22 protein-coding genes are annotated in these 21828 nt (G+C 34.9%); 12 read left to right on the plus strand and 10 right to left on the minus strand.

Annotation, left to right across the window (positions count from 1 at the left end; all coding sequences use genetic code 11):
* Positions 1-90 precede the first annotated feature (90 nt).
* The gene (locus tag M666_RS11295) at positions 91-1518 is read right to left on the minus strand and encodes an amidohydrolase (RefSeq protein WP_029445936.1); all 1428 of its coding nucleotides are present in this window, start codon (positions 1516-1518) and stop codon (positions 91-93) included.
* 95 nt (positions 1519-1613) lie between these two features.
* Between M666_RS11295 and M666_RS11300 the strand changes: the two genes are divergently transcribed.
* Both M666_RS11300 and M666_RS11305 read left to right on the plus strand, forming a co-directional pair.
* Positions 1614-2906 carry an NAD(P)/FAD-dependent oxidoreductase gene (locus tag M666_RS11300; protein ID WP_029445937.1) on the plus strand — a complete coding sequence of 431 codons (1293 nt, stop codon included), beginning with the start codon at positions 1614-1616 and terminating at the stop codon, positions 2904-2906.
* 118 nt (positions 2907-3024) lie between these two features.
* Entirely contained in the window at positions 3025-3510 is a 486-nt protein-coding gene (locus M666_RS11305; protein WP_151198048.1) for a hypothetical protein, read from the plus strand.
* A 2-nt stretch (positions 3511-3512) separates the two neighbouring features.
* Here the strand turns inward: M666_RS11305 and xerD are convergent, their stop codons facing one another.
* A complete protein-coding gene (gene xerD, locus M666_RS11310) occupies positions 3513-4409 on the minus strand; it encodes a site-specific tyrosine recombinase XerD (RefSeq protein WP_024480091.1) in 897 nt (298 codons plus the stop codon).
* Positions 4410-4594: 185 nt separating this feature from the next.
* Here xerD and M666_RS11315 point away from each other — a divergent pair, with 185 nt between their 5' ends.
* From M666_RS11315 to aroQ, 3 genes are all read left to right on the plus strand, one after another.
* The gene (locus M666_RS11315; RefSeq protein WP_029445939.1) at positions 4595-5107 is read left to right on the plus strand and encodes an outer membrane beta-barrel protein; all 513 of its coding nucleotides are present in this window, start codon (positions 4595-4597) and stop codon (positions 5105-5107) included.
* Positions 5108-5241: 134 nt separating this feature from the next.
* A complete protein-coding gene (locus tag M666_RS11320; protein WP_024480093.1) occupies positions 5242-5706 on the plus strand; it encodes a hypothetical protein in 465 nt (154 codons plus the stop codon).
* 230 nt (positions 5707-5936) lie between these two features.
* Positions 5937-6350 carry a type II 3-dehydroquinate dehydratase gene (aroQ, locus tag M666_RS11325; RefSeq protein ID WP_025614625.1) on the plus strand — a complete coding sequence of 138 codons (414 nt, stop codon included), beginning with the start codon at positions 5937-5939 and terminating at the stop codon, positions 6348-6350.
* Position 6351: 1 nt separating this feature from the next.
* Here the strand turns inward: aroQ and M666_RS11330 are convergent, their stop codons facing one another.
* The 6 genes from M666_RS11330 to M666_RS11355 all read right to left on the minus strand — a co-directional run bounded on the left by M666_RS11330 (position 6352) and on the right by M666_RS11355 (position 10596).
* On the minus strand, positions 6352-6651 hold the full coding sequence (locus M666_RS11330) for a hypothetical protein (RefSeq protein WP_024480095.1): 300 nt from the start codon (positions 6649-6651) through the stop codon (positions 6352-6354).
* Positions 6652-6653: 2 nt separating this feature from the next.
* Positions 6654-7337, minus strand: a complete 684-nt coding sequence (locus tag M666_RS11335) for a hypothetical protein (RefSeq protein WP_029445940.1) — start codon at positions 7335-7337, stop codon at positions 6654-6656.
* 103 nt (positions 7338-7440) lie between these two features.
* Positions 7441-7725, minus strand: coding sequence for a DUF3817 domain-containing protein (locus tag M666_RS11340; protein ID WP_029445941.1), 285 nt, complete (start codon positions 7723-7725; stop codon positions 7441-7443).
* An 80-nt stretch (positions 7726-7805) separates the two neighbouring features.
* Complete coding sequence (gene lpdA, locus M666_RS11345; RefSeq protein WP_024480098.1) at positions 7806-9197, minus strand: dihydrolipoyl dehydrogenase; 1392 nt, start codon at positions 9195-9197, stop codon at positions 7806-7808.
* Positions 9198-9379: 182 nt separating this feature from the next.
* Positions 9380-9880 (minus strand): peptide-methionine (R)-S-oxide reductase MsrB, encoded by a 501-nt coding sequence (gene msrB / locus M666_RS11350; RefSeq protein WP_029445942.1) that lies wholly within the window; start codon positions 9878-9880, stop codon positions 9380-9382.
* A gap of 152 nt (positions 9881-10032) precedes the next feature.
* The gene (locus M666_RS11355) at positions 10033-10596 is read right to left on the minus strand and encodes a hypothetical protein (RefSeq protein ID WP_029445943.1); all 564 of its coding nucleotides are present in this window, start codon (positions 10594-10596) and stop codon (positions 10033-10035) included.
* A 166-nt stretch (positions 10597-10762) separates the two neighbouring features.
* On the opposite strand from M666_RS11355, the gene glgB reads away from it, so the two are divergent.
* The 6 genes from glgB (at position 10763) to speD (ending at position 18528) form a co-directional block, all read left to right on the plus strand.
* Positions 10763-12658, plus strand: coding sequence for a 1,4-alpha-glucan branching protein GlgB (gene glgB, locus M666_RS11360; RefSeq protein ID WP_029445944.1), 1896 nt, complete (start codon positions 10763-10765; stop codon positions 12656-12658).
* A gap of 101 nt (positions 12659-12759) precedes the next feature.
* Positions 12760-15159: a glycoside hydrolase family 31 protein gene (locus M666_RS11365; RefSeq protein ID WP_029445945.1), complete on the plus strand. Its 2400-nt coding sequence runs from the start codon at positions 12760-12762 to the stop codon at positions 15157-15159.
* A 100-nt stretch (positions 15160-15259) separates the two neighbouring features.
* Positions 15260-16069, plus strand: coding sequence for a M48 family metallopeptidase (locus tag M666_RS11370; protein ID WP_024480103.1), 810 nt, complete (start codon positions 15260-15262; stop codon positions 16067-16069).
* Positions 16070-16163: 94 nt separating this feature from the next.
* Complete coding sequence (locus tag M666_RS11375; RefSeq protein ID WP_029445946.1) at positions 16164-17492, plus strand: MFS transporter; 1329 nt, start codon at positions 16164-16166, stop codon at positions 17490-17492.
* 99 nt (positions 17493-17591) lie between these two features.
* The gene (locus M666_RS11380) at positions 17592-18131 is read left to right on the plus strand and encodes a hypothetical protein (RefSeq protein ID WP_029445947.1); all 540 of its coding nucleotides are present in this window, start codon (positions 17592-17594) and stop codon (positions 18129-18131) included.
* 22 nt (positions 18132-18153) lie between these two features.
* Positions 18154-18528: an adenosylmethionine decarboxylase gene (speD, locus tag M666_RS19970; protein ID WP_029445948.1), complete on the plus strand. Its 375-nt coding sequence runs from the start codon at positions 18154-18156 to the stop codon at positions 18526-18528.
* Here speD and M666_RS11390 read toward each other — a convergent pair.
* On the minus strand, positions 18521-19693 hold the full coding sequence (locus M666_RS11390) for a glutathionylspermidine synthase family protein (RefSeq protein ID WP_158400233.1): 1173 nt from the start codon (positions 19691-19693) through the stop codon (positions 18521-18523). The two genes, speD and M666_RS11390, sit on opposite strands and share 8 nt — an antisense overlap.
* Positions 19662-20228, minus strand: a complete 567-nt coding sequence (locus tag M666_RS11395; RefSeq protein WP_029445950.1) for a Cj0371 family chemotaxis-regulating polar lipoprotein — start codon at positions 20226-20228, stop codon at positions 19662-19664. Before M666_RS11395 ends, M666_RS11390 begins: the two co-directional genes overlap by 32 nt.
* A gap of 51 nt (positions 20229-20279) precedes the next feature.
* Between M666_RS11395 and M666_RS11400 the strand changes: the two genes are divergently transcribed.
* Positions 20280-21806: a polyamine aminopropyltransferase gene (locus M666_RS11400; protein WP_029445951.1), complete on the plus strand. Its 1527-nt coding sequence runs from the start codon at positions 20280-20282 to the stop codon at positions 21804-21806.
* Positions 21807-21828: the final 22 nt, after the last annotated feature.

A 21828-nucleotide genomic window follows, 5' to 3' on the forward strand; every position in this document is an offset into this window, starting at 1 on the left:
CAAACTATGGTTTTGTTACAGTATTAATTAAAAAAACCGATAAAATCGTATCGGTTGTGGTATAAATTCTAAGTAACAGACTGAAAATCATTAATTTCTGTAATCTAAGGCTGGTTTCCTATCGCCTAAAAGGGGAATGTATTTAAAATCTTTTCCTCTTTTTTCTTCTAGTTCTGCTTTAGCCTCTATAATTAAAGCAGGATTTTCAAATACATCAATAGCGGTTAATGTTAAGGTTTTTGCGGCAGTCATCATTCCTTTATAGCCTATAGAAGTACCTCCGGCAGCCACCGCTTGCCAGCTATGTGCTGCTGTTCCTGGTACCCATGTTGCTGTACTTAGTCCCGCCGTTGGGACAGCGAAACTTACATCGCCCACATCTGTAGATCCAAAAGCTTTTGCCTCCGTAGCATAGGGTGCTACTGCAGTCACTTTTTGCATGTCTGTTTTTTGTAAGCCTAATGTACGTGTAATTTCATCGGCAAATAATTGTTCTTTAGGAGTATAGGTAAACCCACCTACCGTAGTTAAATTAGCGTGCATAACTTTCTGTAAGCTTAGGTTGGGCAATAATTCATGCGTACCTCCAATCATTTCAAAATCCATAGTAGTACCCGTACCTAAAGCAGCCCCTTCGGCAGCTTTCGTTAAACGTTCAAATAGATCAATCACCACATCTCTTTTATTATGCCTCACGTAATAATAAACTTCAGCAAAATCTGGAACTACATTAGGTGCTTTTCCGCCATCTGTTATCACATAGTGTATCCTTGCTTCTTGGGGAATATGTTCGCGCATCATATTTACCATAGCATTCATACTTTCTACGCCATCCAATGCCGAACGGCCTTTTTCAGGAGATGCAGCAGCGTGTGCAGAAACACCATAAAATCTGAATTTGGCCGATTTATTGGCTAAAGCCGCACCGGCACTAGCGGCATTATGGTTTCCAGGGTGCCAATGTAAGGCCACATCTACATCATCAAATAGGCCTTCTCTAACCATGTATACTTTTCCAGATCCACCTTCTTCCGCAGGGCATCCATAAAAACGGATCGTTCCTTTTTGCGCGTTAGACTTCATCCAATCTTTTATAGCTATTGCAGCAGCGGTAGATGCTGTGCCAAACAAGTGGTGGCCGCAAGCATGCCCCGCATCTTTACCGAGAGATTCCTTTTTAGGAGTTGCTTTTTGGGAAAGTCCTGGTAATGCATCATACTCACCAAGAATAGCAATTACAGGCATACCACTACCATATTCGGCTATAAAGGCTGTAGGGATTTCCGCAACGCCTTTTTTTATAGCGAACCCTTCTTGCTTCAAAGTCTTTTGTAGTAAAGCACTGCTCTGTTCTTCTTGGTACCCCATTTCGGCATAATTCCAGATGCTTTGTGCAATACCTGTATAGATTTCATTCTTTGTGTCTAATTTTTTTAAGACTTCTTCTTTGGTTTTTTGCGCTAAAAGTAAAGACATACAAAAAAGACTAACTATGCTAAATATTATGGTTTTTTTCATGATAATGGGGTTTTGCTATTTAAGCTCATTATAAAAATAGCATTTTCTTTTATGCTAGCTAAGACCGATTGTTTATTTTTACTTTTATGAGCGCAATGAACATTCCCAAAAGTAATTTCCCCCGTATCATAATTATAGGAGGTGGTTTTGCAGGTATTTCTTTAGCTAAAGAGCTAAGTAAGAAAGAAGTGCAAGTTTTGCTTTTAGATAAAAATAACTATCATACTTTTCAACCTTTATTATATCAAGTATCTACAGGTGGTTTAGAACCAGACTCCATCGCATATCCTATTCGTAAAGTTTTAAAAGATTATCCAAATTTTTTCTTTCGTTTGGCAAATGTAGAAGAGGTGGTTCCAGAGAAGAATGAGTTGATCACCAATATTGGAGCCATTAATTATGACTATTTGGTGATGGCCACAGGATCTGAAACTAATTTTTTCGGGAACAAAGAGATAGAAAAAAATGGAATGGTGATGAAATCTATTCCAGAATCCTTGAATCTTAGAAGCTTAATTTTAGAAAATTTTGAGCAAGCACTACTTACGGATGATCTTCATATGCGCGATGCCTTAATGAATTTTGTGATTGTAGGTGGCGGTCCAACGGGAGTAGAATTGGCAGGAGCATTAGCAGAAATAAAGAAAGGTATTTTACCAAAAGACTATCCGGATTTAGATACGCGAAGGGTGCAGATAAATTTAGTGCAATCTGGTGACCGCATTTTAAAGGAGATGAGTGAAAAGGCCTCTCAAAAAGCGGAAGATTTTTTAGAAGAGTTAGGGGTGCAAGTTTGGAAAAATACACGCGTAAAAAGTTATGATGGTAAGCTCGCAACAACGCAAACCGAATTATCTTTTGAAGCTGCAACCCTTGTTTGGGCAGCTGGCGTAAAAGGAGCAGCCATAAAAGGTCTCGATGCGGAAGCATTATTAATACGAGGCAACCGGATTAAAGTAAATGAGTTTAGCCAAGTAATTGGACATGAAAATATCTTTGCAGTAGGGGATGTTGCGGGAATGGAACTTCCAGACTACCCTTGTGGGCATCCTATGATGGCACAACCTGCAATGCAACAAGGTAAAAATTTAGGTAAAAACTTAACATATCTGTTAGAGAATAAACCTTTAAAGCCCTTTGTATATAAGGACAAAGGAAGTATGGCTACTATTGGCAGAAATAAAGCGGTAGTAGATTTAGATGCGTATAAATTTCAAGGAATTTTTGCTTGGTTTGTTTGGATGTTTGTACATCTATTCTTTTTAATAGGATTTAGAAACCGTATGGTGGTATTTGTAAATTGGGTATATAATTATGTTCGTTTTGATCGCGAAGCACGTTTAATTATTAGGCCTTATAAGAGAGATTACACCATGTTTAAAGAGTAATCCTGATGGGGTGTTTTCGATGCAGTATGTTAATATTAGGGTAATATTCTCTGCTACTATATGATTAGTAGTTGTTTTTAGTTATTTTTCTTGCATTATGTTTCCTAAAACTACTACAATGATCAAATTATTACTGCCGTTTACTTTTGCGTTGGGGCTTATAAACCTACACGCCCAAGAAGAAAAGAAACCTAAAAGTTTAGGAAGTTTTTCTATTTCCTCTATCGGGTATGCTAATTTCGCTAATGATGAACAGCACTCTAGTTTTATAATGGACTGGAAGATCAATGAAAAAAATGCATTGATGTTAAGAGGGTATTATGATACCAATGCGATGGGAGATGTTTTTAAACCTCAATTGCTATTTCGTAAACCTATTATAGGAAAGCTTAGTATAATAACAGGCGCGGAAATGATTATGGAACGTAATATTGTGGGAGGCGCAAGCAGCACCATGAATTTTAGTGCTATGAATGGACTAAGTTATGAGGTACAGGAAAATTTATTGATAGAACTCATGAGCGAAACTATAATAGGAAAGCAGAATTTTAATAATAATTATAATAGCAGTTTAATAAAGCTAGGAACAACCTTAAAATTCTAAAGTTACTTCCTTGGATGAAACTCATTTAGTACTTGAGCTAAATGAGACCGGTCTACATGCATGTATACTTCTGTAGTAGTAATACTTTCGTGTCCTAACATCTGCTGAATTGCTCTCAAATCTGCTCCGTTTTCTAATAAATGTGTAGCAAATGAATGTCTAAAGGTGTGTGGACTAATGGTTTTCTTTAAATCGATTTTTACAGCTAATTGCTTTATAATGGTGAAAATCATAGCCCTAGTCAGTTGTTTGCCTCTTCTGTTAAGAAATAGGATGTCTTCAAAGCCCTTTTGAATGTTTAGATGTACTCTTATTTCATTCTTATATAAAGTGATGTATTTTTTATTGATTTCGCTAATAGGAACAAAGCGCTGCTTATCTCCCTTACCCGTAACTTTAATGAAGTCTTCGTCAAAAAATAAATCAGAAATTTTAAGGTTGACGAGTTCTGATACTCTTAGTCCACAACCATATAAAGTTTCTAAAATAGCTCTGTTTCTTTCTCCTTCAGGGGTAGACAGATTTATAGCCGCGATTAAATCATTGATTTCATCTTCAGAAAGGGTGTCTGGTAATTTTCTACCTGTTTTAGGAGACTCTATTAATTCTAAAGGATTGTCTGTTCTATAGTCTTCAAAAACTAAGTAGTTGAAAAAACTTTTTAAGCCCGAAATTATGCGAGCTTGAGAACGTGGATTTACATCTTTAGAAATTTCGTAAATAAATTGTTGAACAATATGCTTATCTATTTGAATAGGAGAGGTGACTATCTTATTTGCTTCTAAAAATAAAAGTAGTTTTTGTAGGTCTAGAGAATAGCTGCTGATAGAATTTTCAGATAAACCACGCTCTATTTTTAAATAGTTTTGATAATCTCTCAATGCATTGTTCCATTTCATAGGTTAAATGTACCTGAAAAATTGGATTAAAAACAAACTTTTTTTTAGTATCTAATGACTTGATTTTGTGTATTTTGATAAAATAATTTAGATATTTTGAGTATTCCGTAGAAAATACTTTAAAATAAAATGAAATTGTCATCGTTTTCATTTCTAAGTATAACATAATCAAAAAACTTAAAATTATGAAAAAAGTGTTTTTAATTGCTGCTATGGCGTTATTTGGATTTGGTGTTCAGGCACAAGATCAAGATCAAGATCAAAGTGGTTTTAAATTAGGCTTAAATGTTCAATTACCAGTGGGTGATGCTTCTGATGTTTCTTCATTTGGTTTAGGATTGGATGCGGCGTATATGTTTGAAGTTTCTGATCAATTTGATCTAGGAGTAGCTACAGGTTTTTCAAATGTTTTTGGAAAGACTATAGATGCAGGTGAATTCGAAATTGAAATCGATGATTTCCAATACATACCTTTAGCAGCTGCCGCTCGTTACAATGCGACAGAAGAATTTTCTGTAGGTGCAGATTTAGGTTATGCTATTGGAATAAATGATGGTAATGATGGTGGTTTCTATTATAAGCCAACAGTAGGTTATATGTTGAGTGAAGGTACTCAATTAAACTTGTCTTATGTAGGCATAAGTGTAAACGATTTTACTTATTCTACAATTAATTTAGGAGTACTTTTTTCTCTTTAATTAAATTTAATATAAGATAAAAAAGGATATAAGCTTAAATGTTTATATCCTTTTTTTGCATAAAACTGAAGGATAAATTTTGCAGTGTTAGCTAAAAAAAATAGCTTTGATTTCTTAATGTAAAACAATAGATTATGAAAAGAATAGCAATATTTGTGCTTATCTTATGTGGGTTAGGCTTGTCGCAACTACACGCACAATCAGATTATAAAACAGCGGTAGGCTTAGGGATAGACTTTGGTTCAGGACAAACATTTGTAGGTCCAAGTGCTAAATTTTTCTTAGCTCCGGATACGGCTATTGAAGCTGATGTTTTATTTGCGAGTGGCTCTACATTAATCCAGGCATTCTATGAATATCATGGAGCTATAGAAGGCACCGATGGTCTAAAATGGTATGCGGGAGTAGGACCAGGGGTTACTTTATATGATGGTGGTTCTAATTTTTTAGTACGCCCGATGGTGGGGATGGATCTTAAATTTAACACTGTTCCTTTGGCGCTTACGTTTGATTGGAGGCCTGCTTTAGGCTTTAATGGAGATGGTAGTGATTTTGAAGCCGCTAGATTTGGTCTAGGATTTAGATACGTTTTAGACTAAAATAGGTGGTGTATTTAGTCAAGTGACTATACTTCGGTATTCATAGTGCATTAGATAGAATACGGTTCAAAATACTTGGTATAAAGCAGAAGATACTCTTCTGCTTTTTTTATGCCTTTTTAATTATTAATTTAGCAGAATGAAATGAACCTAGGCAAAAAGCACTAGCAGCTTTATTGTTGATTGGCGAATTGCATCAGACCAATAAAAAAACAACTAAGAACTACTTGATGAAAATACTAATACTTAACGGTCCAAATTTAAACCTCTTAGGCAAACGTGAACCAGAAATATATGGTTCGGATACTTTTGAAGATTACTTTGCTAAGCTTCAGTTTAAGTTTAAAGACCTTGAATTAGAATATTTTCAATCTAATATTGAGGGCGAACTTATCGGAAAAATCCAAGACGTAGGTTTTTCATACGATGGCATTGTGCTAAATGCTGCTGCTTACACTCATACGTCTATAGGAATTGGCGATGCCATAAAGGCGGTGACAACACCGGTTATTGAAGTACACATCTCTAATACGCATAAGCGCGAGGAATTTAGACATGTTTCTTATATATCACCGGTAGCTAAAGGTGTTATTTTAGGTTTTGGATTGCAGAGTTACGATTTAGCCATACAGAGTTTTTTATAGATCACCTTTGTTTTTTCGTAGCTTTAATGAGCCTTTTGTAGGCACTAGTTTTTTTATAGCCAGAAATAATACTCATAAGGCCAATACCAGAAAACAATCCAGTAATACCTATTTTGCCGGTATGGTCATATACGCCCCATAAGAATGCAGGTAGGTGCATTTCTTCATTAGAATTTTCCCAAGCGGCTAAGTCTGAATATAAATAGCAGCCAAAAGCAATACAGCCTATCCCTAAAAGTAGGCCTATAAATAACGGCTTGTTAGGGTTTCTAGAAGATTGGTTTAGGTACATGTTTTTCATACCTATTTTTGTAATGTGGTGATGTAGCCTGAAAATTTCTGTGAAGGGTAATCGTGTCCAAATAATCCTCTTGTTTTAAATTGTGTAAGGGATGCTTTTAACGTTTCTCGGGTAAACTTAGATGCTGCTAAATCAAAATGAACATCGCCTTCTGTATCAAATACTTCATGACGTTGTACCCAAATTGAATCAGCTTCAATTTTCTTAACTAAAAACCAAGTTGTACCGTTATCGGTCACATTGTTGCTATCTGTAGTGGTGTATAAGACCATTACTTTTTCTCCGACATGTACTTGTTCAATAGCTTTTGTTTCGTCAATATAGCTCTCTTCTTCATATATGTTATAACCTATGGTAGTAGCGATGAGTATAAGAGGTAGAATTATCAAACAATAAAACCACTTATTGAAGCTCAGTTTTTTAGGCTGTAGATTTAATTTGCTTTTTTCGAGGACATAATACTGTTCAATTTCATCGTTCCATAGTACGGGAGCAATTTCTGACTGTGTATTGTCACAGAAAAGTATGCCACTAACTTTGGTGGTTACTTTTTTTGAAAATGAGGTTTCTATTCTTTTCTGATAAAAGAGAAGTTCTAAGCAATTAGAAGTCCCGCAACCGGGACATTTACTAGGTATTTGTTTCGCTCCAACCGGATCATAATAATCTGTTACATTATAATACATACATGCGTTATTAATTGGTTGTAACAAAGATGTTGTATTTATTAAAAGAGAAAACCCCTGTTAACAGGGGTTTTAAAATATGGTTTTAGGTGATAGTTGTTTTTTATGCTTCCAATGGCTTTAAATATTTTCTGTCAATATAAAATGTAGCAAATGGTAGTAGTGCGGCAACTAGTAAAATACATAACCTCTTTAGTCCCCATTTTCTTTCGTAAGAAAATAGTACGGCTAATGCGCAGTAGGCAATAAATAAAAACCCATGTGCGTAACCTATATAAATATTAGGTTCCGGAATGCCTGCTAAGTATTTTAAGGGCATGCCTACGCCAAATAAAAGTAAATAAGAAATTCCTTCTAAAATTGCGGTAAGACTAAAAATTTTAAGCATAATTGTATGTTTTAGGGTATAAAAAATGCTGTGTTTTGGCACAGCATTTTTTGTTTTATTTATCTTATGTGCTAGTGCCTTTATAGGTGAATTACTTCATCGTAAGCAGCAGCAACAGCTTCCATTACAGCCTCACTCATTGTTGGGTGTGGGTGAATTGCTTTTAATATTTCATGACCTGTAGTTTCTAATTTACGAGCTACAACTGCTTCTGCAATCATATCTGTAACACCAGCGCCAATCATATGACAACCTAACCACTCACCATATTTAGCATCGAAAATAACTTTTACAAAACCATCTGGAGTTCCAGAAGCTTTAGCTTTACCACTAGCAGAGAAAGGAAATTTACCAACTTTAATATCTAATCCTTTTTCTTTTGCTTGTTTTTCTGTTAAACCAACAGATGCAATTTCTGGAGTACTGTACGTACAGCCAGGAATATTACCATAATCTAATGGTTCAACATGTAGGTTCGCTAATTTTTCTACACAAAGAATTCCTTCAGCAGAAGCAACGTGTGCCAAAGCTGGTCCTGGAGTAACATCACCAATAGCGTAATAGCCAGGGATGTTTGTTTGGTAGAAATCATTCACTAAAATTTTATCACGATCGGTAATAATACCAACGTCTTCTAAACCTATGTTTTCAATATTTGTTTTAATACCTACAGCAGATAATACAATGTCTGCTTCTAAATGCTCTTCACCTTTTGCTGTTTTTACAGTAACCTTTACACCTTCACCGGAAGTATCTACTTTAGTAACTTCTGAAGAGGTCATGATTTTAACACCTGCTTTCTTGAAGCTACGCTCCAATTGTTTAGAGATATCCTCATCTTCTACAGGAACTACATTTGGTAAGTATTCTACAACGGTAACATCGGTACCCATTGCATTATAGAAATATGCAAATTCAATTCCAATAGCTCCACTACCTACAACAATCATTTTCTTAGGCTGACTTTCTAAAGTCATTGCTTGTCTGTAACCAATTATTTTTTTACCATCCTGAGGTAAATTTGGTAATTCTCTACTACGAGCACCTGTTGCGATAATAATATTGGTAGCACTGTATTCTGTTACTTTCCCTTCCGCATCTTTAACAGAAACTTTTTTTCCAGCTTTTAGTGTACCGTACCCGTTGATAACTTCAATTTTGTTCTTTTTCATAAGAAATTGAACACCTTTGCTCATACCTTCGGCAACACCACGACTTCTTTTTACTACAGCATTAAAATCTTTATCTACGCCATTAACTTTTAAACCGTAGTCTTCCGCATGTTGTAAATAATTAAAAACTTGAGCAGACTTGATCAATGCTTTAGTTGGTATACACCCCCAATTTAAACAAACCCCACCAAGAGATTCCTTCTCAACGATAGCTACTTTAAATCCTAATTGAGACGCTCTAATCGCAGTTACATAGCCTCCTGGGCCACTTCCTAAAACAATAATATCAAAATTGCTCATGTATATATTTTTTTTGATGTTTTAATTTGAAGTTGCAAAGTTACAAAATCGAACGCAAAGGGGTAACTAGTTTTTGAAAATTACAAGAGAGATTTGTTACAAATAGAAAAAGGCTATTTATTTTTTTAAATAGCCTTATAAAATTCTAATTTGTTGCCGTTATTCCTAAGGTATTAAATAGGTTATTTAGCAGGAGTAAAGTGTAGTGCAGCACCATTGATACAATGTCTTTTACCTGTAGTATTTCTAGGACCATCATTAAAGACATGTCCTAAATGTCCGCCACAAACAGCACAGTGCTCTTCCGTACGCTCATAACCAATCTTGTAATCTACATCAAAAGCAACGTTGCCTTTAATTTCTTGATCAAAACTGGGCCATCCCGTGCCTGAGTCAAATTTGTTTTCACTTTTAAAAACAGGGGTGCCACAACCAGCACAAGAGTACACACCTGCTTCTTTTATCTTTAAAAGATTGCTAGAAAATGCACGTTCTGTACCTTCTTCTCTGAGAATATAATATTCTGTAGCCGTTAGTTTTTTACGCCATTCATCGTTTGAAAGACTCACTTCAAAATTTTCTTCTTGTGGGGTGTTATCGTCCATTGCAACTTTCTTCTCTTGAGATACACCGTTGCATCCAGTGACAATAAATAATACACCTAATAGGATATTCTTAATCATAGCTTTTTTTTAATTAAATTTTCTTTTCACTCTAATTTACGTAGCTCAGAATCAATTGGTCGTTAAAATTTTGATAAATGTACAGGTAGCTGTAAATAAAAAGCTCCATTAGATAATTATCCAATGGAGCTTTTAAATATTTTAAGAAGTAATTATTTCATAGAAATACGCGCAATACTTTCTTCCTCAACATTGATTGCATTTAATACGGCAGCCATGTTGGACTTATCTAGTTTAGAACTTAGAAAATCACCAGGTAGTATAACTATTCTAAAAAATTGATTTTGTGTAAAATCATCACTTAATGTAGTCATATCAAAATTTCCATCAATAAATAAATCCATATCTACAAAATTGTGTGCAAAAGTATATTGTATAGTACCTTGATTCACGAAGAAATTTTGAGGAATTAAACTCCAATTGTTTGCGGGGCCGTCAGACAAGTCTACTTCACCATCAAATCTATAAACAAGAATAGCATCAGATTCAAGAATTTCAAAATTTGTAAAATCATTAAATGTTAATCGTGTAGCAAACCAATTATTGTTCGCTTCATAATCAAAATTCACACCATCTACTTCAAAAACTTGAGCATTAATACCATCTTCACCGTCTAAACCATCTAAACCATTCGCTCCGTTTACTCCATCACTCCCTGAGCAAGAAACAAATAATACTATTGAAAACATTCCTAATAATTGTATCGCTTTTTTCATTTTTTGTATTTTAAATTATATATAGTTTTTCACTTTTAATGATAGAATCAAAAAGCATTCCATTATTAATTTCTCAGCATTTAAATGGAAACTGTTTCAAAAGTAACGTTTTATTAAATGAACTATTATTCAAACTTGATTATATTGCAGTAAATAAAATATTCTCATGCCAAACGTAGCAGTACATAGTCTATTCACAGAATTTGATATAAATCTATTTAAAGCAGGTAAGCACTTTAAATTGTACGAGAAGCTAGGATCACACCCTATTACGGTAGCGGGTGTAGACGGTACGTATTTTGCAGTATGGGCACCAACAGCCAATTCGGTGAGTGTTATAGGCGATTTTAATTCTTGGCAAGTAGGCAGTCATGAGCTTAATGTGCGTTGGGATGATAGTGGTATTTGGGAAGGTTTTATTCCGGGAATTCAAAAAGGAGCACTGTATAAATATAATATTAGGTCTAATAATTTCGGGATTAGTACGGAGAAGGCAGATCCTTTTGCACGTTTTTGCGAGAAGCCACCAAAAACAGGTTCTGTAGTTTGGGACGGTGATTACTCTTGGCAAGACAAGGCATGGATGGGCTACCGTAAGGATAAAAATGGTTTAGATAAACCTTATTCTGTTTATGAAGTTCATTTAGGCTCTTGGAGACGTAAAGCAGACAATCAATTTTTAAGTTATTTAGATTTAGCGGAAGAATTGGTGCAATATGTAAAAGAAATGAATTTTACACATGTAGAATTTATGCCGATTATGGAATACCCGTATGACCCTTCTTGGGGATACCAATTAACCGGATATTTTGCACCTACCTCTAGATTCGGAAATCCAGAAGAATTTAAAGTTTTAATAGATAAATTACACCAGAATGATATTGGAGTAATTTTAGATTGGGTGCCCTCACATTTTCCTGAAGATGCACATGGGCTAGGTTTTTTCGATGGCTCTCATTTGTATGAGCATCCGGATAGACGCAAAGGCTACCATCCGGATTGGAAAAGTCTAATTTTTAATTACGGCAGAAATGAGGTACGGGCCTATTTAATTAGCAATGCTATGTTCTGGATGGATCAGTTTCATGTAGATGCCTTACGGGTAGATGCCGTTGCTTCCATGATCTATCTGGATTACTCCAGAGAAGAAGGGGAGTGGGAGCCAAATATTTATGGGAATAATGAAAACCTAGATGCCATCTCTTTCTTAAAAGAAATGAACCAACAATTGTATGCGAGTTTTGAAGGTATACAAACCATAGCGGAAGAATCTACCGCTTTCTCGGGCGTTTCTAGACCAGTAGATTTAGGGGGCTTAGGTTTTGGAATGAAGTGGATGATGGGTTGGATGCATGATACTTTAGAATATTTCAAAAAGGAATCAATCTACAGAAAACACCATCAGAATGATATTACTTTTAGTTTAACCTATGCATTCTCTGAGAATTTTATGCTTCCTTTTTCACATGATGAGGTTGTATATGGTAAAAAATCTCTTTTAGACAGAATGCCGGGAGATGAATGGCAGCGCTTTGCTAATTTACGTTTGTTATTTGGGTACATGTTTACACATCCAGGGGCAAATTTAATTTTTATGGGAGGAGAATTTGGTCAATCATCAGAATGGAATTTTGAAAAAAGTCTAGATTGGCATTTAACACAATATGATTTTCATTCGGGCATACAATCTACTGTGAAAGATTTAAATACACTTTATAAAAACTATCCTGCATTGTATGAAAAACAATTTAGTGCAGATGGTTTTGAATGGATAGATTACGGGGATGGAGAAAATTCAGTCCTTGCGTATATCCGTAAGGGGCATGATGCGGAAAATGATGTGATTGTCATCTGTAATTTTACACCAGTACAAAGAGAAAATTACAGAATAGGAGTTCCGAAAGCAACGAAATTGAAAGAAATATTTAATAGTGATGCTAAAAAATATGGAGGCTCTGGAGTTTTAAACTCGAAAATTAAAACAGATAAAATACCATCGCACGCCTATAAGAATTCCATAGAAATTACTTTACCACCGCTAGGAATTGTTATTTTACAATAGTAAAATGTAACTATAACGTAATAGTTTATAATTGCGTAAAATATAGTTTTATTATTCGCGCATAATATCTTTTTTTTGTTAGTTAAATAATTTGATTCGCTATGATTACGAATACAGAGCTTGAATATAAAGGTAATTTGTATCCAAATGAAATTGTAGATTTCAAACAGGATACGGATAAACTATATTTCACTACGGCAAATGGAGTAATACTTCAAATTACAGTATTAAGAAATAGTATGGTCCGTTTCAGATATGCAACCGATCATAATTTTGAACCAGATTTTTCTTATGCTTTAAACAAAAACGCACTAAGAGGGTATAATGAACTTAATGTTCATGAAACTCCTACAGAATATATTATTGCTACAGTAAGAATGAGAATTCTTGTAGATAAAAAAACACTACGTACTCAAATTTCTGATCCTGAGGGCAACATTATTTGTGAAGATGAACTAGGGTTTCATTGGGAAGAGAATTACGAATACGGTGGCAATATTATTAAAATGAGTAAAATTACCCGTACTGGAGAAAGCTTCTATGGTATGGGAGATAAAGCCACGCATTCTAACTTAAAAGGCAAGCGTGTAGAAAATTGGGTCACAGATCAATATGCGTATGGTAAGGATCAAGATCCTTTATATAAAGCCATTCCTTTCTATGTAGGGCTAACAGATAATAAAGCCTACGGTATTTTCTTTGATAATACATTTAAAACGCATTTTGATTTTGCACAAGAGAAGAAACATGTAACAAGCTTTTGGGCAGATGGTGGTGAGATGAATTATTATTTCATCTATGGGCCAGAAATGGAGAAAGTAGTGCGCTTGTATACAGATTTAACAGGAACTCCAGAATTACCGCCCCTATGGGCTTTAGGTTTTCAGCAGTCTAAATGGAGTTATTTCCCAGAAAGTAGGGTTAAAGAAATAGCAAAAAACTTCAGAGATCTGAAAATTCCCTGTGATGGTCTATACCTTGATATTGATTACATGGATGGGTTTAGATGTTTTACATGGGATAAAAAATTGTTTCCTGATCCAAAAAGAATGATTGCCGAATTGGCAGAAGATGGTTTTAAAACCGTAGTCATGATTGATCCAGGAATTAAGATTGATAGAGATTATTGGATTTACCAAGAAGCCATGGAGCATGACTACTTCTGTAAAAGGGGAGATGGGCCTTATATGCATGGTAAAGTGTGGCCAGGGGAATGTAATTTTCCAGATTTCACCAATCCTAAGGTAAGAAAATGGTGGGCCGAACTCTATAAAGAGTTTATGGCAGATATGGGAGTGCATGCGGTTTGGAATGATATGAATGAGCCTGCGGTGATGGAAGTACCTTCTAAAACAGCCCCATTAGATACACGTCATGATTATGATGGTCACCCAAGTACGCATAGAAAAGCACATAATATCTATGGTATGCAAATGGTGAGGGCTACGTATAACGGAGTCAAGAAGCACGTGTACCCAAAGCGTCCTTTTGTGATTACAAGAGCGGCCTATGCCGGTACACAACGTTATGCGTGTACTTGGACTGGAGATAATGTAGCTACCTGGGAACATTTATGGTTGGCAAACGTGCAAATGCAGCGAATGTGCATTAGCGGCTATTCTTTTGTAGGTTCTGATATAGGTGGATTTGCAGAACAGCCAGATGGTGAATTGTTTGCCAGATGGGTGCAGTTAGGAATTTTTCACCCTTTCTGTAGAGTGCACTCTAGTGGGGACCATGGAGATCAAGAGCCTTGGTCTTTCGGGGAAGAAATTACAGATATTGTTCGGAAATACATTGAATTAAGGTATCAGTTATTACCGTATTTATACACCATGTTTTATAAATATTCTAAAGAAGGATTGCCTATGCTTCGGGCCTTGGTTTTATATGATCAAGAAGATCCTCAAACGCACTTTAGAACCGATGAATTTATCTTCGGACAGCAAATTTTAGTGTGCCCTATTCAAGAACCTAACTCTAAAGGTAGAAGAATGTATGTGCCTAGAGGAAACTGGTATAATTACTGGACCGGAGAAGTAATTGCTGGTGGTATGGAGAAGTGGGTTGTAGCAGATATAGACAAGATACCAATGTTTATAAAAGAAGGCGCTATGATTCCTAAGTACCCAGTACAGCAGTATGTAGGAGAACTTAAAGTTTTAGAATTACTGATAGACGTGTACTTCAAGCTGGGGGTAGAAAACTCTACGGTTTATGAAGATGCGCAAGATGGTTTTGACTATAAAAAAGGAAGGTACAGTCTCCGTAACTTTAAATTAAATGGTAAAGAGAATGAACTTATTATTCAACAATTTAAAGATGGTACATATACTACATCTTATGAAACTATAAAAATGCAATTACATGGATTGCCCTTTACAATAGAATCTGTTTTAATTGATAGTGAAAAGGTAAGTCTGGATGATGTGAAACTTCTAGAAAACAACTGTATTGAAGTGAATAAAGAATTTACAACATTACAATTATTAGGGAGCTAATTTTTTGTAATTTTAACCACTAAACATTAACTATATTAAAGAATATGCTTTATGTGTAACTTATTAAGGTTGTATTCTTTAAGCGATTAAAAATATTATTATGAAAAAAATTATTTTAATTCTTGCCATATTTATAGGCGTATCTGCTTGTAAAACAAATCCGTTTACGGGAAAGAAAATGCTTAACGCATTTCCGAACAGTCAAATTTTTCCAACAGCCTTTGCGCAGTATGATCAATTTTTAACCGAAAATAAAACGGTTGAGAATACGGCAGATTCAAGAATGATTACAACGGTAGGTCAAAGAATTGCATCCGCTGCAGAACGTTGGTTAACTGCAAACGGTTATCCAGGATATTTAAATGATTATAAATGGGAGTATAACTTAGTGCAAGATGAGACCGTAAATGCATGGTGTATGCCTGGAGGGAAAATCGTATTTTATACAGGAATATTGCCTATTTGTCAAGGAGAAACAGGAGTAGCGGTTGTTATGGGGCACGAAGTTGCTCACGCATTGGCAGATCATGGAGCGCAACGTATGACCGCCAGTTATGGTCAGCAAATTGGTGCTGTAGTGGGTAATGTGGCCCTAAAGGATGAGAAAGCTTTAGGTTTGTTTAATCAATACTATGGGGTAGGATCAAATGTTTTAGGAATGTTACCTTTTAGCAGAAGCCACGAAACAGAAGCAGATAAAATAGGCTTGCAAATTATGGCAATTGCGGGCTACAACCCAGATGAAGCTGCGGAGCTTTGGAAAAGAATGAAAGCAAATAGTGGTGCATCATCTACACCAGAATTTATGAGTACACACCCTTCTAATGACACGCGAATTAATAATCTAACCGTTTGGGCGCCAGAAGCAAAAGCTGAAGCGGCTAAATTTGGTGTTACTAGTTTTAAATAATAGTAGTGAAATTTAATTATTAAGTAATATATTAAGCTGTTCTTTTAAAAGGACAGCTTTTTTTATTTAAAAAAATCAACCAACAACCACAAACATGGCAAAAATTCAAGCAGAAAAAGGGAGTAAGAAATTATTAAACGCCTGGGCTTTTTATGATTGGGCAAACTCTGTTTATACCTTAACAATTGCCTCTTCTATCTTTCCTATTTTTTATTCAGCGCTTTTTGCGTCTTCAGATCAATTGGTTACCGCATTTGGATATGAAATGAAGCCGACTGTGCTAATTTCAATAGTCACGGCTTTTACTTTTCTAACGGTAGCAATATTGTCGCCAATATTATCGGGAGTAGCAGATTATGTAGGAAATAAGAAAATGTTCATGAAGTTTTTCTGCTATGTAGGAAGCATTGGTTGCATGGGGTTGTATTGGTTTAGCTTGGATTATATTCACTTAAGTATGTTTTTCTATTTTATGGGGCTAATTGGGTATTGGGGGAGTTTGGTTTTTTATAACTCCTACCTGCCAGACATCGCTTTTGAACACCAGCAAGATAGTATTAGTGCTAAAGGATTTTCTTTGGGATACGTTGGTAGTGTCTTATTACTAATTCTAAACTTAGCCATGGTCATGATGCCTGAACTGTTTGGCTTTGAGGTTGGAGATACAGAAGAATCTTTAAACCTTGCCAAGTTTGAGGCTATGAAAATCTCCTTTATTACAGTGGGTATTTGGTGGGCGTTATTTAGTCAGTATACTTTCTACGTCTTACCTAAAGGGGTGTCTACAGGACATAAAATTACAAAGTCGGTTGTCTTCAACGGTCTAAGAGAACTGAAACTAGTGTGGGAGAACTTAAAGCTAAATAGAAGGTTAAAACGCTATTTGGGTGCATTTTTTGTATTTAGTATGGCAGTGCAAACCATTATGTTAATGGCTGTTTATTTTGGAGAAAAAGAAATAAGTTGGGCTACAGATTCTGAAAAAACAACGGGACTTATTATAAGTATTTTGGTCATCCAATTAGTCGCGGTGCTGGGGGCTTTTGTAACGTCTAAGGCATCTGCGAAATTTGGAAATATCAACACTTTAATTGCGGTTAATTTTATATGGTTGTGTTTGTGTTTTTATGCCTTTTTTATGATGACACCTATGCAGTTTTATATTGCGGCAGGTTTGGTAGGTCTAGTTATGGGAGGTGTGCAGTCTCTTGGCCGCTCTACATATTCTAAGTTTTTGCCAGATACAGAGGATACAACCTCGTATTTTAGTTTTTACGATGTTGCGGAAAAAATAGGTATCGTTATCGGAATGATAATTTTTGCTGTTGTAGATCAGGTGAGTAGCATGCGATATGCCATACTATTCTTGTTCGTATTTTTTCTAGCAGGTATTGTTTTACTGTTTAGAGTGGAGAAAAAATGATATAAAATTGTCTTTTAGTGAATATTTTATATACAATTAAGTATATTAGCAATATCAGTATATTTTGTTAATTTTTCCTTGAACCAATACCCGCCAATTATGAAAATTATTTTTACTATTCTAAGTTTAGCCATAGTGCTTGTTTCTTGTAGCAGTAATAGTGTAGATTTAGCGATAGACAATCCAACTTCAAGTCCAGTATTATTAAAAGTAGATTCTTTGGAAGTAGAAATTCCTGCTGAACAAGTGGTTTGGGTAGAAATGGGAAAAGGCCAACATACGATTACTTTAGAGAATGATAGTATCGTAGATTTCAATTTTACAGCAGATGTTTATATGGTGAACCCTACATTAACGGAGTACTTAATGTCAGGTGAGTATTATGGAGATAACAGCACCTATAGCATGTATGAGTTAACTAATGCGCAAAAAACGGTGGAGTTTTTAGGTCTTGAATTGGAAGGGAACTATGCTTTAATTACAGGCTTAATTAATCCTGTAACATGGGATTATGGGCCAAGAGAAGCCTTACCGGAAATGATTCAGATGGAGGAAGGAGATAGTTATGAAGTACTACAAAAATTATTTTCGCCGCAAGAATTTATAGCAGAAATCAATAATGCACGTGAGTCGGAATAATTTAATCTTAAACCTTTAAATTTTGTTCATAGGGATTCACGCTACTTGGGATGTATATAATTGTAACACGGAAAAACTTTCTTTTGTTCCTTATATTAAAAAATCTCTTCATAAAATAACCGCTACCTTAGATTTAGAAGAGCTTAACGAGGCTTTTAAACAATTTGAACCTGTAGGAGTTACCGGCTTCATCTTATTAGCAGAAAGTCATATAAGTATACATACGTGGCCAGAACATAACTATGCTGCTGTAGATGTCTTCTCTTGTAAAGCTTTTGATGCAGCTGTAGTCACAAGTTTGCTAAAAGAACTTTTTGAATCAGATCAGATCACATTAAATCAATTAAATAGGGGAGAACTAAAACTAGCTCAGAAGATTAATTTTCCAGCTAAATAATATAGTGCGACATAAATTCACAATCATCAGAAATTATCGCATTTTCTTCTGAACGTAAATTCAAGGCAGAAGGTTGGTTTGTGAAAAATATTCCTGCTTGGTAATAATAGTTTTCTAAATCTCTTTCTAGAGGATAATATTTTTGATATACGACATCCTGATTTGCATAATCGCCTTTAGACTTCGTATTTAGCGTTCCTTTTATATCTATATTCTCACCTAACCTTCCGTAAACAGGTTTTGTTACATAGTCATTATAGTAGGGTGTTTCTGTAAGTGTCTGGGCGATGTAATGATTTGGGAAATGCGTGGTAATATAAGCCATGAATTTCTTATTCTGCCATATGGCGGTATAAGGCGGATTCAAAACAGTACATAAATCTTTAAGGATAATACCAGATAGATCTTTTGCTAGTTGAGGTTCTTCATTGAACATCCAATCCCAAGGAATCATTTTAAACCAAACATCTACAATTTGATATTCGCCATTAATTTCATAAAGTATGCCATTTTCTTGAGAAAAAGTTACCTCTTCTAAATTGGTGTAGAATGTTTTATATCCTTCTTCATGTGCAATGTCTAAAATAGAATTTACATTAAGAACATCTTCTTCGTATCCAAAAGAAGAACCTAAAATAAAAGGATTAGGATGGTCTATTGTAGTTTTTAAATGTCTTAAAGTTTGCGCAATATCTGTAGCTAAATTATTGAATTGCATGGTGTTATTGCCTTTCAATTCTTTATTTTGTAAGGATTGCCAATGTATAGTTTCAGGTAAGGTGCTGCAAGTATCTGCGTTAAATTCTATAATACTAGAATCTCGCTGTTTGATACCTCCATTGATATCAAATCTACCGTATAGAAAAGGATGTTTTGTTCTGTTTTTCCAACTGTGATTTATGCAATCATGAAAAAAATCAGGAATGTCTAAAAGTCTCAGCTGATTCTCTCGTAGGATCTTTTCCGTTGCTTTTTCATACAAAGCATACGCACCAGCACTAAGTTTTTTGAAATTTTCTATTTCAAAATTATGGAGTCCTAATAATTCTTCAGAAAAATAATCTTGTTTTAAATACCACAGTAAATGGTGTGATACATCTTTTTTTTTAAGTCGTTTTATTTCTTTAAAACGACTATCCTCCAAACGATCTAAACGATTTTCCACTTCCGTATCCTTTTGATGATGTTCCTGGTACTCTAACTTTTCTTGAGGTTGCAGAATTGGTTAAATCATTCTTTAATCCTGTAGATTTATTATAGGCGCTGGCATCTTTATAGTAACCAGAATTTGGAGATACATTAGATAAGTTTCTATTGAAATAAGAAGACGCTAAAGAATAATATAATATAGAGCGCAAACCAGATCTATTACGATATCCGCTTTCTTCAGAACCATTATCTATTTTAGCCAAAGACAAGGTGTCTATCTGTCCGTTTAATCCATGAACAATGGCTATAGAATTTTCTTTTTTGTCAATAATTCGTTCGTCAATAATCTTGTAATCATCACCAGGTTCAATTTCTTCAACTTCTGTGACTGTGCCTTTGGTAGTTTCGTAGATGGTTTTTTCTTCAGAATCCTTTAATTTAGGACTTCCGTCGCTGTCTCCGCAGCTAATTACCAATATTGAACTACTTAAAACAGCGGCTAGCATCATTTTTCTTAAAAATGCTAATCCAGTCATCATTTTTTTATTCATCTTTGAAATTGTTTTCTATTATGTAACGATATTCAAACATAACTAATTTTTATGAGAAAAAGAATACTTATTTCGTTTGCTGTCTTTATAGCAGGGCTTTGTTCAATTATATATGAGCTTTTAGTAAGTACAACAGCAACTTATTTTTTGGGAGATGGCGTAAGACAATTTTCTATAATTATCGGTGTTTATCTGTTTTCAATGGGTATCGGAGCCTTTTTATCAAAATTCTTTAGAGAAATGCCTTTAAAGTTTTTTGTACATATAGAATTTCTATTGGGGTTAATAGGAGGTATTTCAGTGCCGTTGCTTTTCTACTCCTTTGTAAGTGTAGACGCTTTAACGCTTCAGATTATATGCTTGGCAATAATTTTTCTAATAGGTCTTTTAACGGGGATGGAAGTGCCGCTGCTTACTTTTGTTTCTGACGAATCTGATTTTAAGAATAACCTATCAAACGTATTGTCTTTAGATTATATCGGCGGACTGTTGGCCACCTTGCTTTTTCCCTTTTTATTGTTGCCTTTCGTTGGCTTGTATTACTCCTCTTTGATATTTGGTATTTTCAATATTTTATTAGGCTTGGCGCTAAATCATGTTTTTTTAGAAAAATCAAAAAAAACACTATTCTTAGGACTACTCTCTATTACAGTATTATTGGTCTTGGTTATTTTTGGCGGACAGCTATTAAAAGCATGGGATCATGCGATCTATAAAAACCCGATAGTTTTAAATGAGCAGACGCCCTATCAAAAAATTGTGGTGACTAAAAAGCAAGAAGACTTGCGATTGTATTTAAATAGAGTTATCCAGTTCTCTTCGGCAGATGAATATAGATATCATGAGCCTTTGGTGCATGTTCCTATAAGTTTGCATGCACAACCCAAAACAGTCTTGATTTTGGGAGGAGGAGAGAACTTAGCAAGTAGAGAAGTGTTAAAACATGAACTTGTTGCGGCTATAGATGTGGTAGATATAGATAGTACGATGTTTCATTTGGCCAAGACCGATCCTAATTTTGTAAAAGTAAATGACGGAGCGGCAAAGAATAAACGAGTGCATCTTATTGCAGAAGATGCTTTTACTTTTTTGCATCGAATTGATAAGAAATATGATATAATCATTGCAGATTTACCGGATCCTACAAATGAAGCTATTGCAAGGTTGTATAGCAAGCAGTTTTTTTTATTAGCAAAACAAAAGCTAAATAAGAATGGGTTGTTTGTTACGCAGTCCGGAGAAATTTACTTTTCAAATTCTGTTTTTAGTTGCATTAATAACACTTTAACGGAGGTTTATAAGCATGTAAAACCCTACCATACATACATACCTTCATTTGGAGATTGGGGTTTTATCATTGCTAGTGATATTCCTATTGATGAGCAAGATGTAAAAAGAGACTTGCCAGATAATCTAAAGTTTTTAACGGAAAACCAATTTCAGATGGCCTTTGAGTTTCCTAAAGACATTCAAATAGCAGAAACAAAAATAAATACTTTAGACAGTCCTATTATTCTAAATTACTTTTTAGATGATTGGAATAAATGGAAAACAGATTTACAATCGGGTACCAAATAAAAAACCCCTTAATTAAAAGAGG

It is taken from the genome of Cellulophaga baltica 18, from assembly GCF_000468615.2.
Taxonomy (GTDB): domain Bacteria; phylum Bacteroidota; class Bacteroidia; order Flavobacteriales; family Flavobacteriaceae; genus Cellulophaga; species Cellulophaga baltica.

Excerpts from the sequence above, each read along its gene's own strand:
- M666_RS11295 (WP_029445936.1), bottom strand. The coding sequence starts at position 1,518 with ATGAAAAAAACCATAATATTTAGCATAGTTAGTCTTTTTTGTATGTCT.
- M666_RS11300 (WP_029445937.1), top strand. The coding sequence starts at position 1,614 with ATGAACATTCCCAAAAGTAATTTCCCCCGTATCATAATTATAGGAGGT.
- M666_RS11305 (WP_151198048.1), top strand. The coding sequence starts at position 3,025 with ATGATCAAATTATTACTGCCGTTTACTTTTGCGTTGGGGCTTATAAAC.
- xerD (WP_024480091.1), bottom strand. The coding sequence starts at position 4,409 with ATGAAATGGAACAATGCATTGAGAGATTATCAAAACTATTTAAAAATA.
- M666_RS11315 (WP_029445939.1), top strand. The coding sequence starts at position 4,595 with ATGAAAAAAGTGTTTTTAATTGCTGCTATGGCGTTATTTGGATTTGGT.
- M666_RS11320 (WP_024480093.1), top strand. The coding sequence starts at position 5,242 with ATGAAAAGAATAGCAATATTTGTGCTTATCTTATGTGGGTTAGGCTTG.
- aroQ (WP_025614625.1), top strand. The coding sequence starts at position 5,937 with ATGAAAATACTAATACTTAACGGTCCAAATTTAAACCTCTTAGGCAAA.
- M666_RS11330 (WP_024480095.1), bottom strand. The coding sequence starts at position 6,651 with ATGAAAAACATGTACCTAAACCAATCTTCTAGAAACCCTAACAAGCCG.
- M666_RS11335 (WP_029445940.1), bottom strand. The coding sequence starts at position 7,337 with ATGTATTATAATGTAACAGATTATTATGATCCGGTTGGAGCGAAACAA.
- M666_RS11340 (WP_029445941.1), bottom strand. The coding sequence starts at position 7,725 with ATGCTTAAAATTTTTAGTCTTACCGCAATTTTAGAAGGAATTTCTTAT.
- lpdA (WP_024480098.1), bottom strand. The coding sequence starts at position 9,197 with ATGAGCAATTTTGATATTATTGTTTTAGGAAGTGGCCCAGGAGGCTAT.
- msrB (WP_029445942.1), bottom strand. The coding sequence starts at position 9,880 with ATGATTAAGAATATCCTATTAGGTGTATTATTTATTGTCACTGGATGC.
- M666_RS11355 (WP_029445943.1), bottom strand. The coding sequence starts at position 10,596 with ATGAAAAAAGCGATACAATTATTAGGAATGTTTTCAATAGTATTATTT.
- glgB (WP_029445944.1), top strand. The coding sequence starts at position 10,763 with ATGCCAAACGTAGCAGTACATAGTCTATTCACAGAATTTGATATAAAT.
- M666_RS11365 (WP_029445945.1), top strand. The coding sequence starts at position 12,760 with ATGATTACGAATACAGAGCTTGAATATAAAGGTAATTTGTATCCAAAT.
- M666_RS11370 (WP_024480103.1), top strand. The coding sequence starts at position 15,260 with ATGAAAAAAATTATTTTAATTCTTGCCATATTTATAGGCGTATCTGCT.
- M666_RS11375 (WP_029445946.1), top strand. The coding sequence starts at position 16,164 with ATGGCAAAAATTCAAGCAGAAAAAGGGAGTAAGAAATTATTAAACGCC.
- M666_RS11380 (WP_029445947.1), top strand. The coding sequence starts at position 17,592 with ATGAAAATTATTTTTACTATTCTAAGTTTAGCCATAGTGCTTGTTTCT.
- M666_RS11395 (WP_029445950.1), bottom strand. The coding sequence starts at position 20,228 with ATGAATAAAAAAATGATGACTGGATTAGCATTTTTAAGAAAAATGATG.
- M666_RS11400 (WP_029445951.1), top strand. The coding sequence starts at position 20,280 with ATGAGAAAAAGAATACTTATTTCGTTTGCTGTCTTTATAGCAGGGCTT.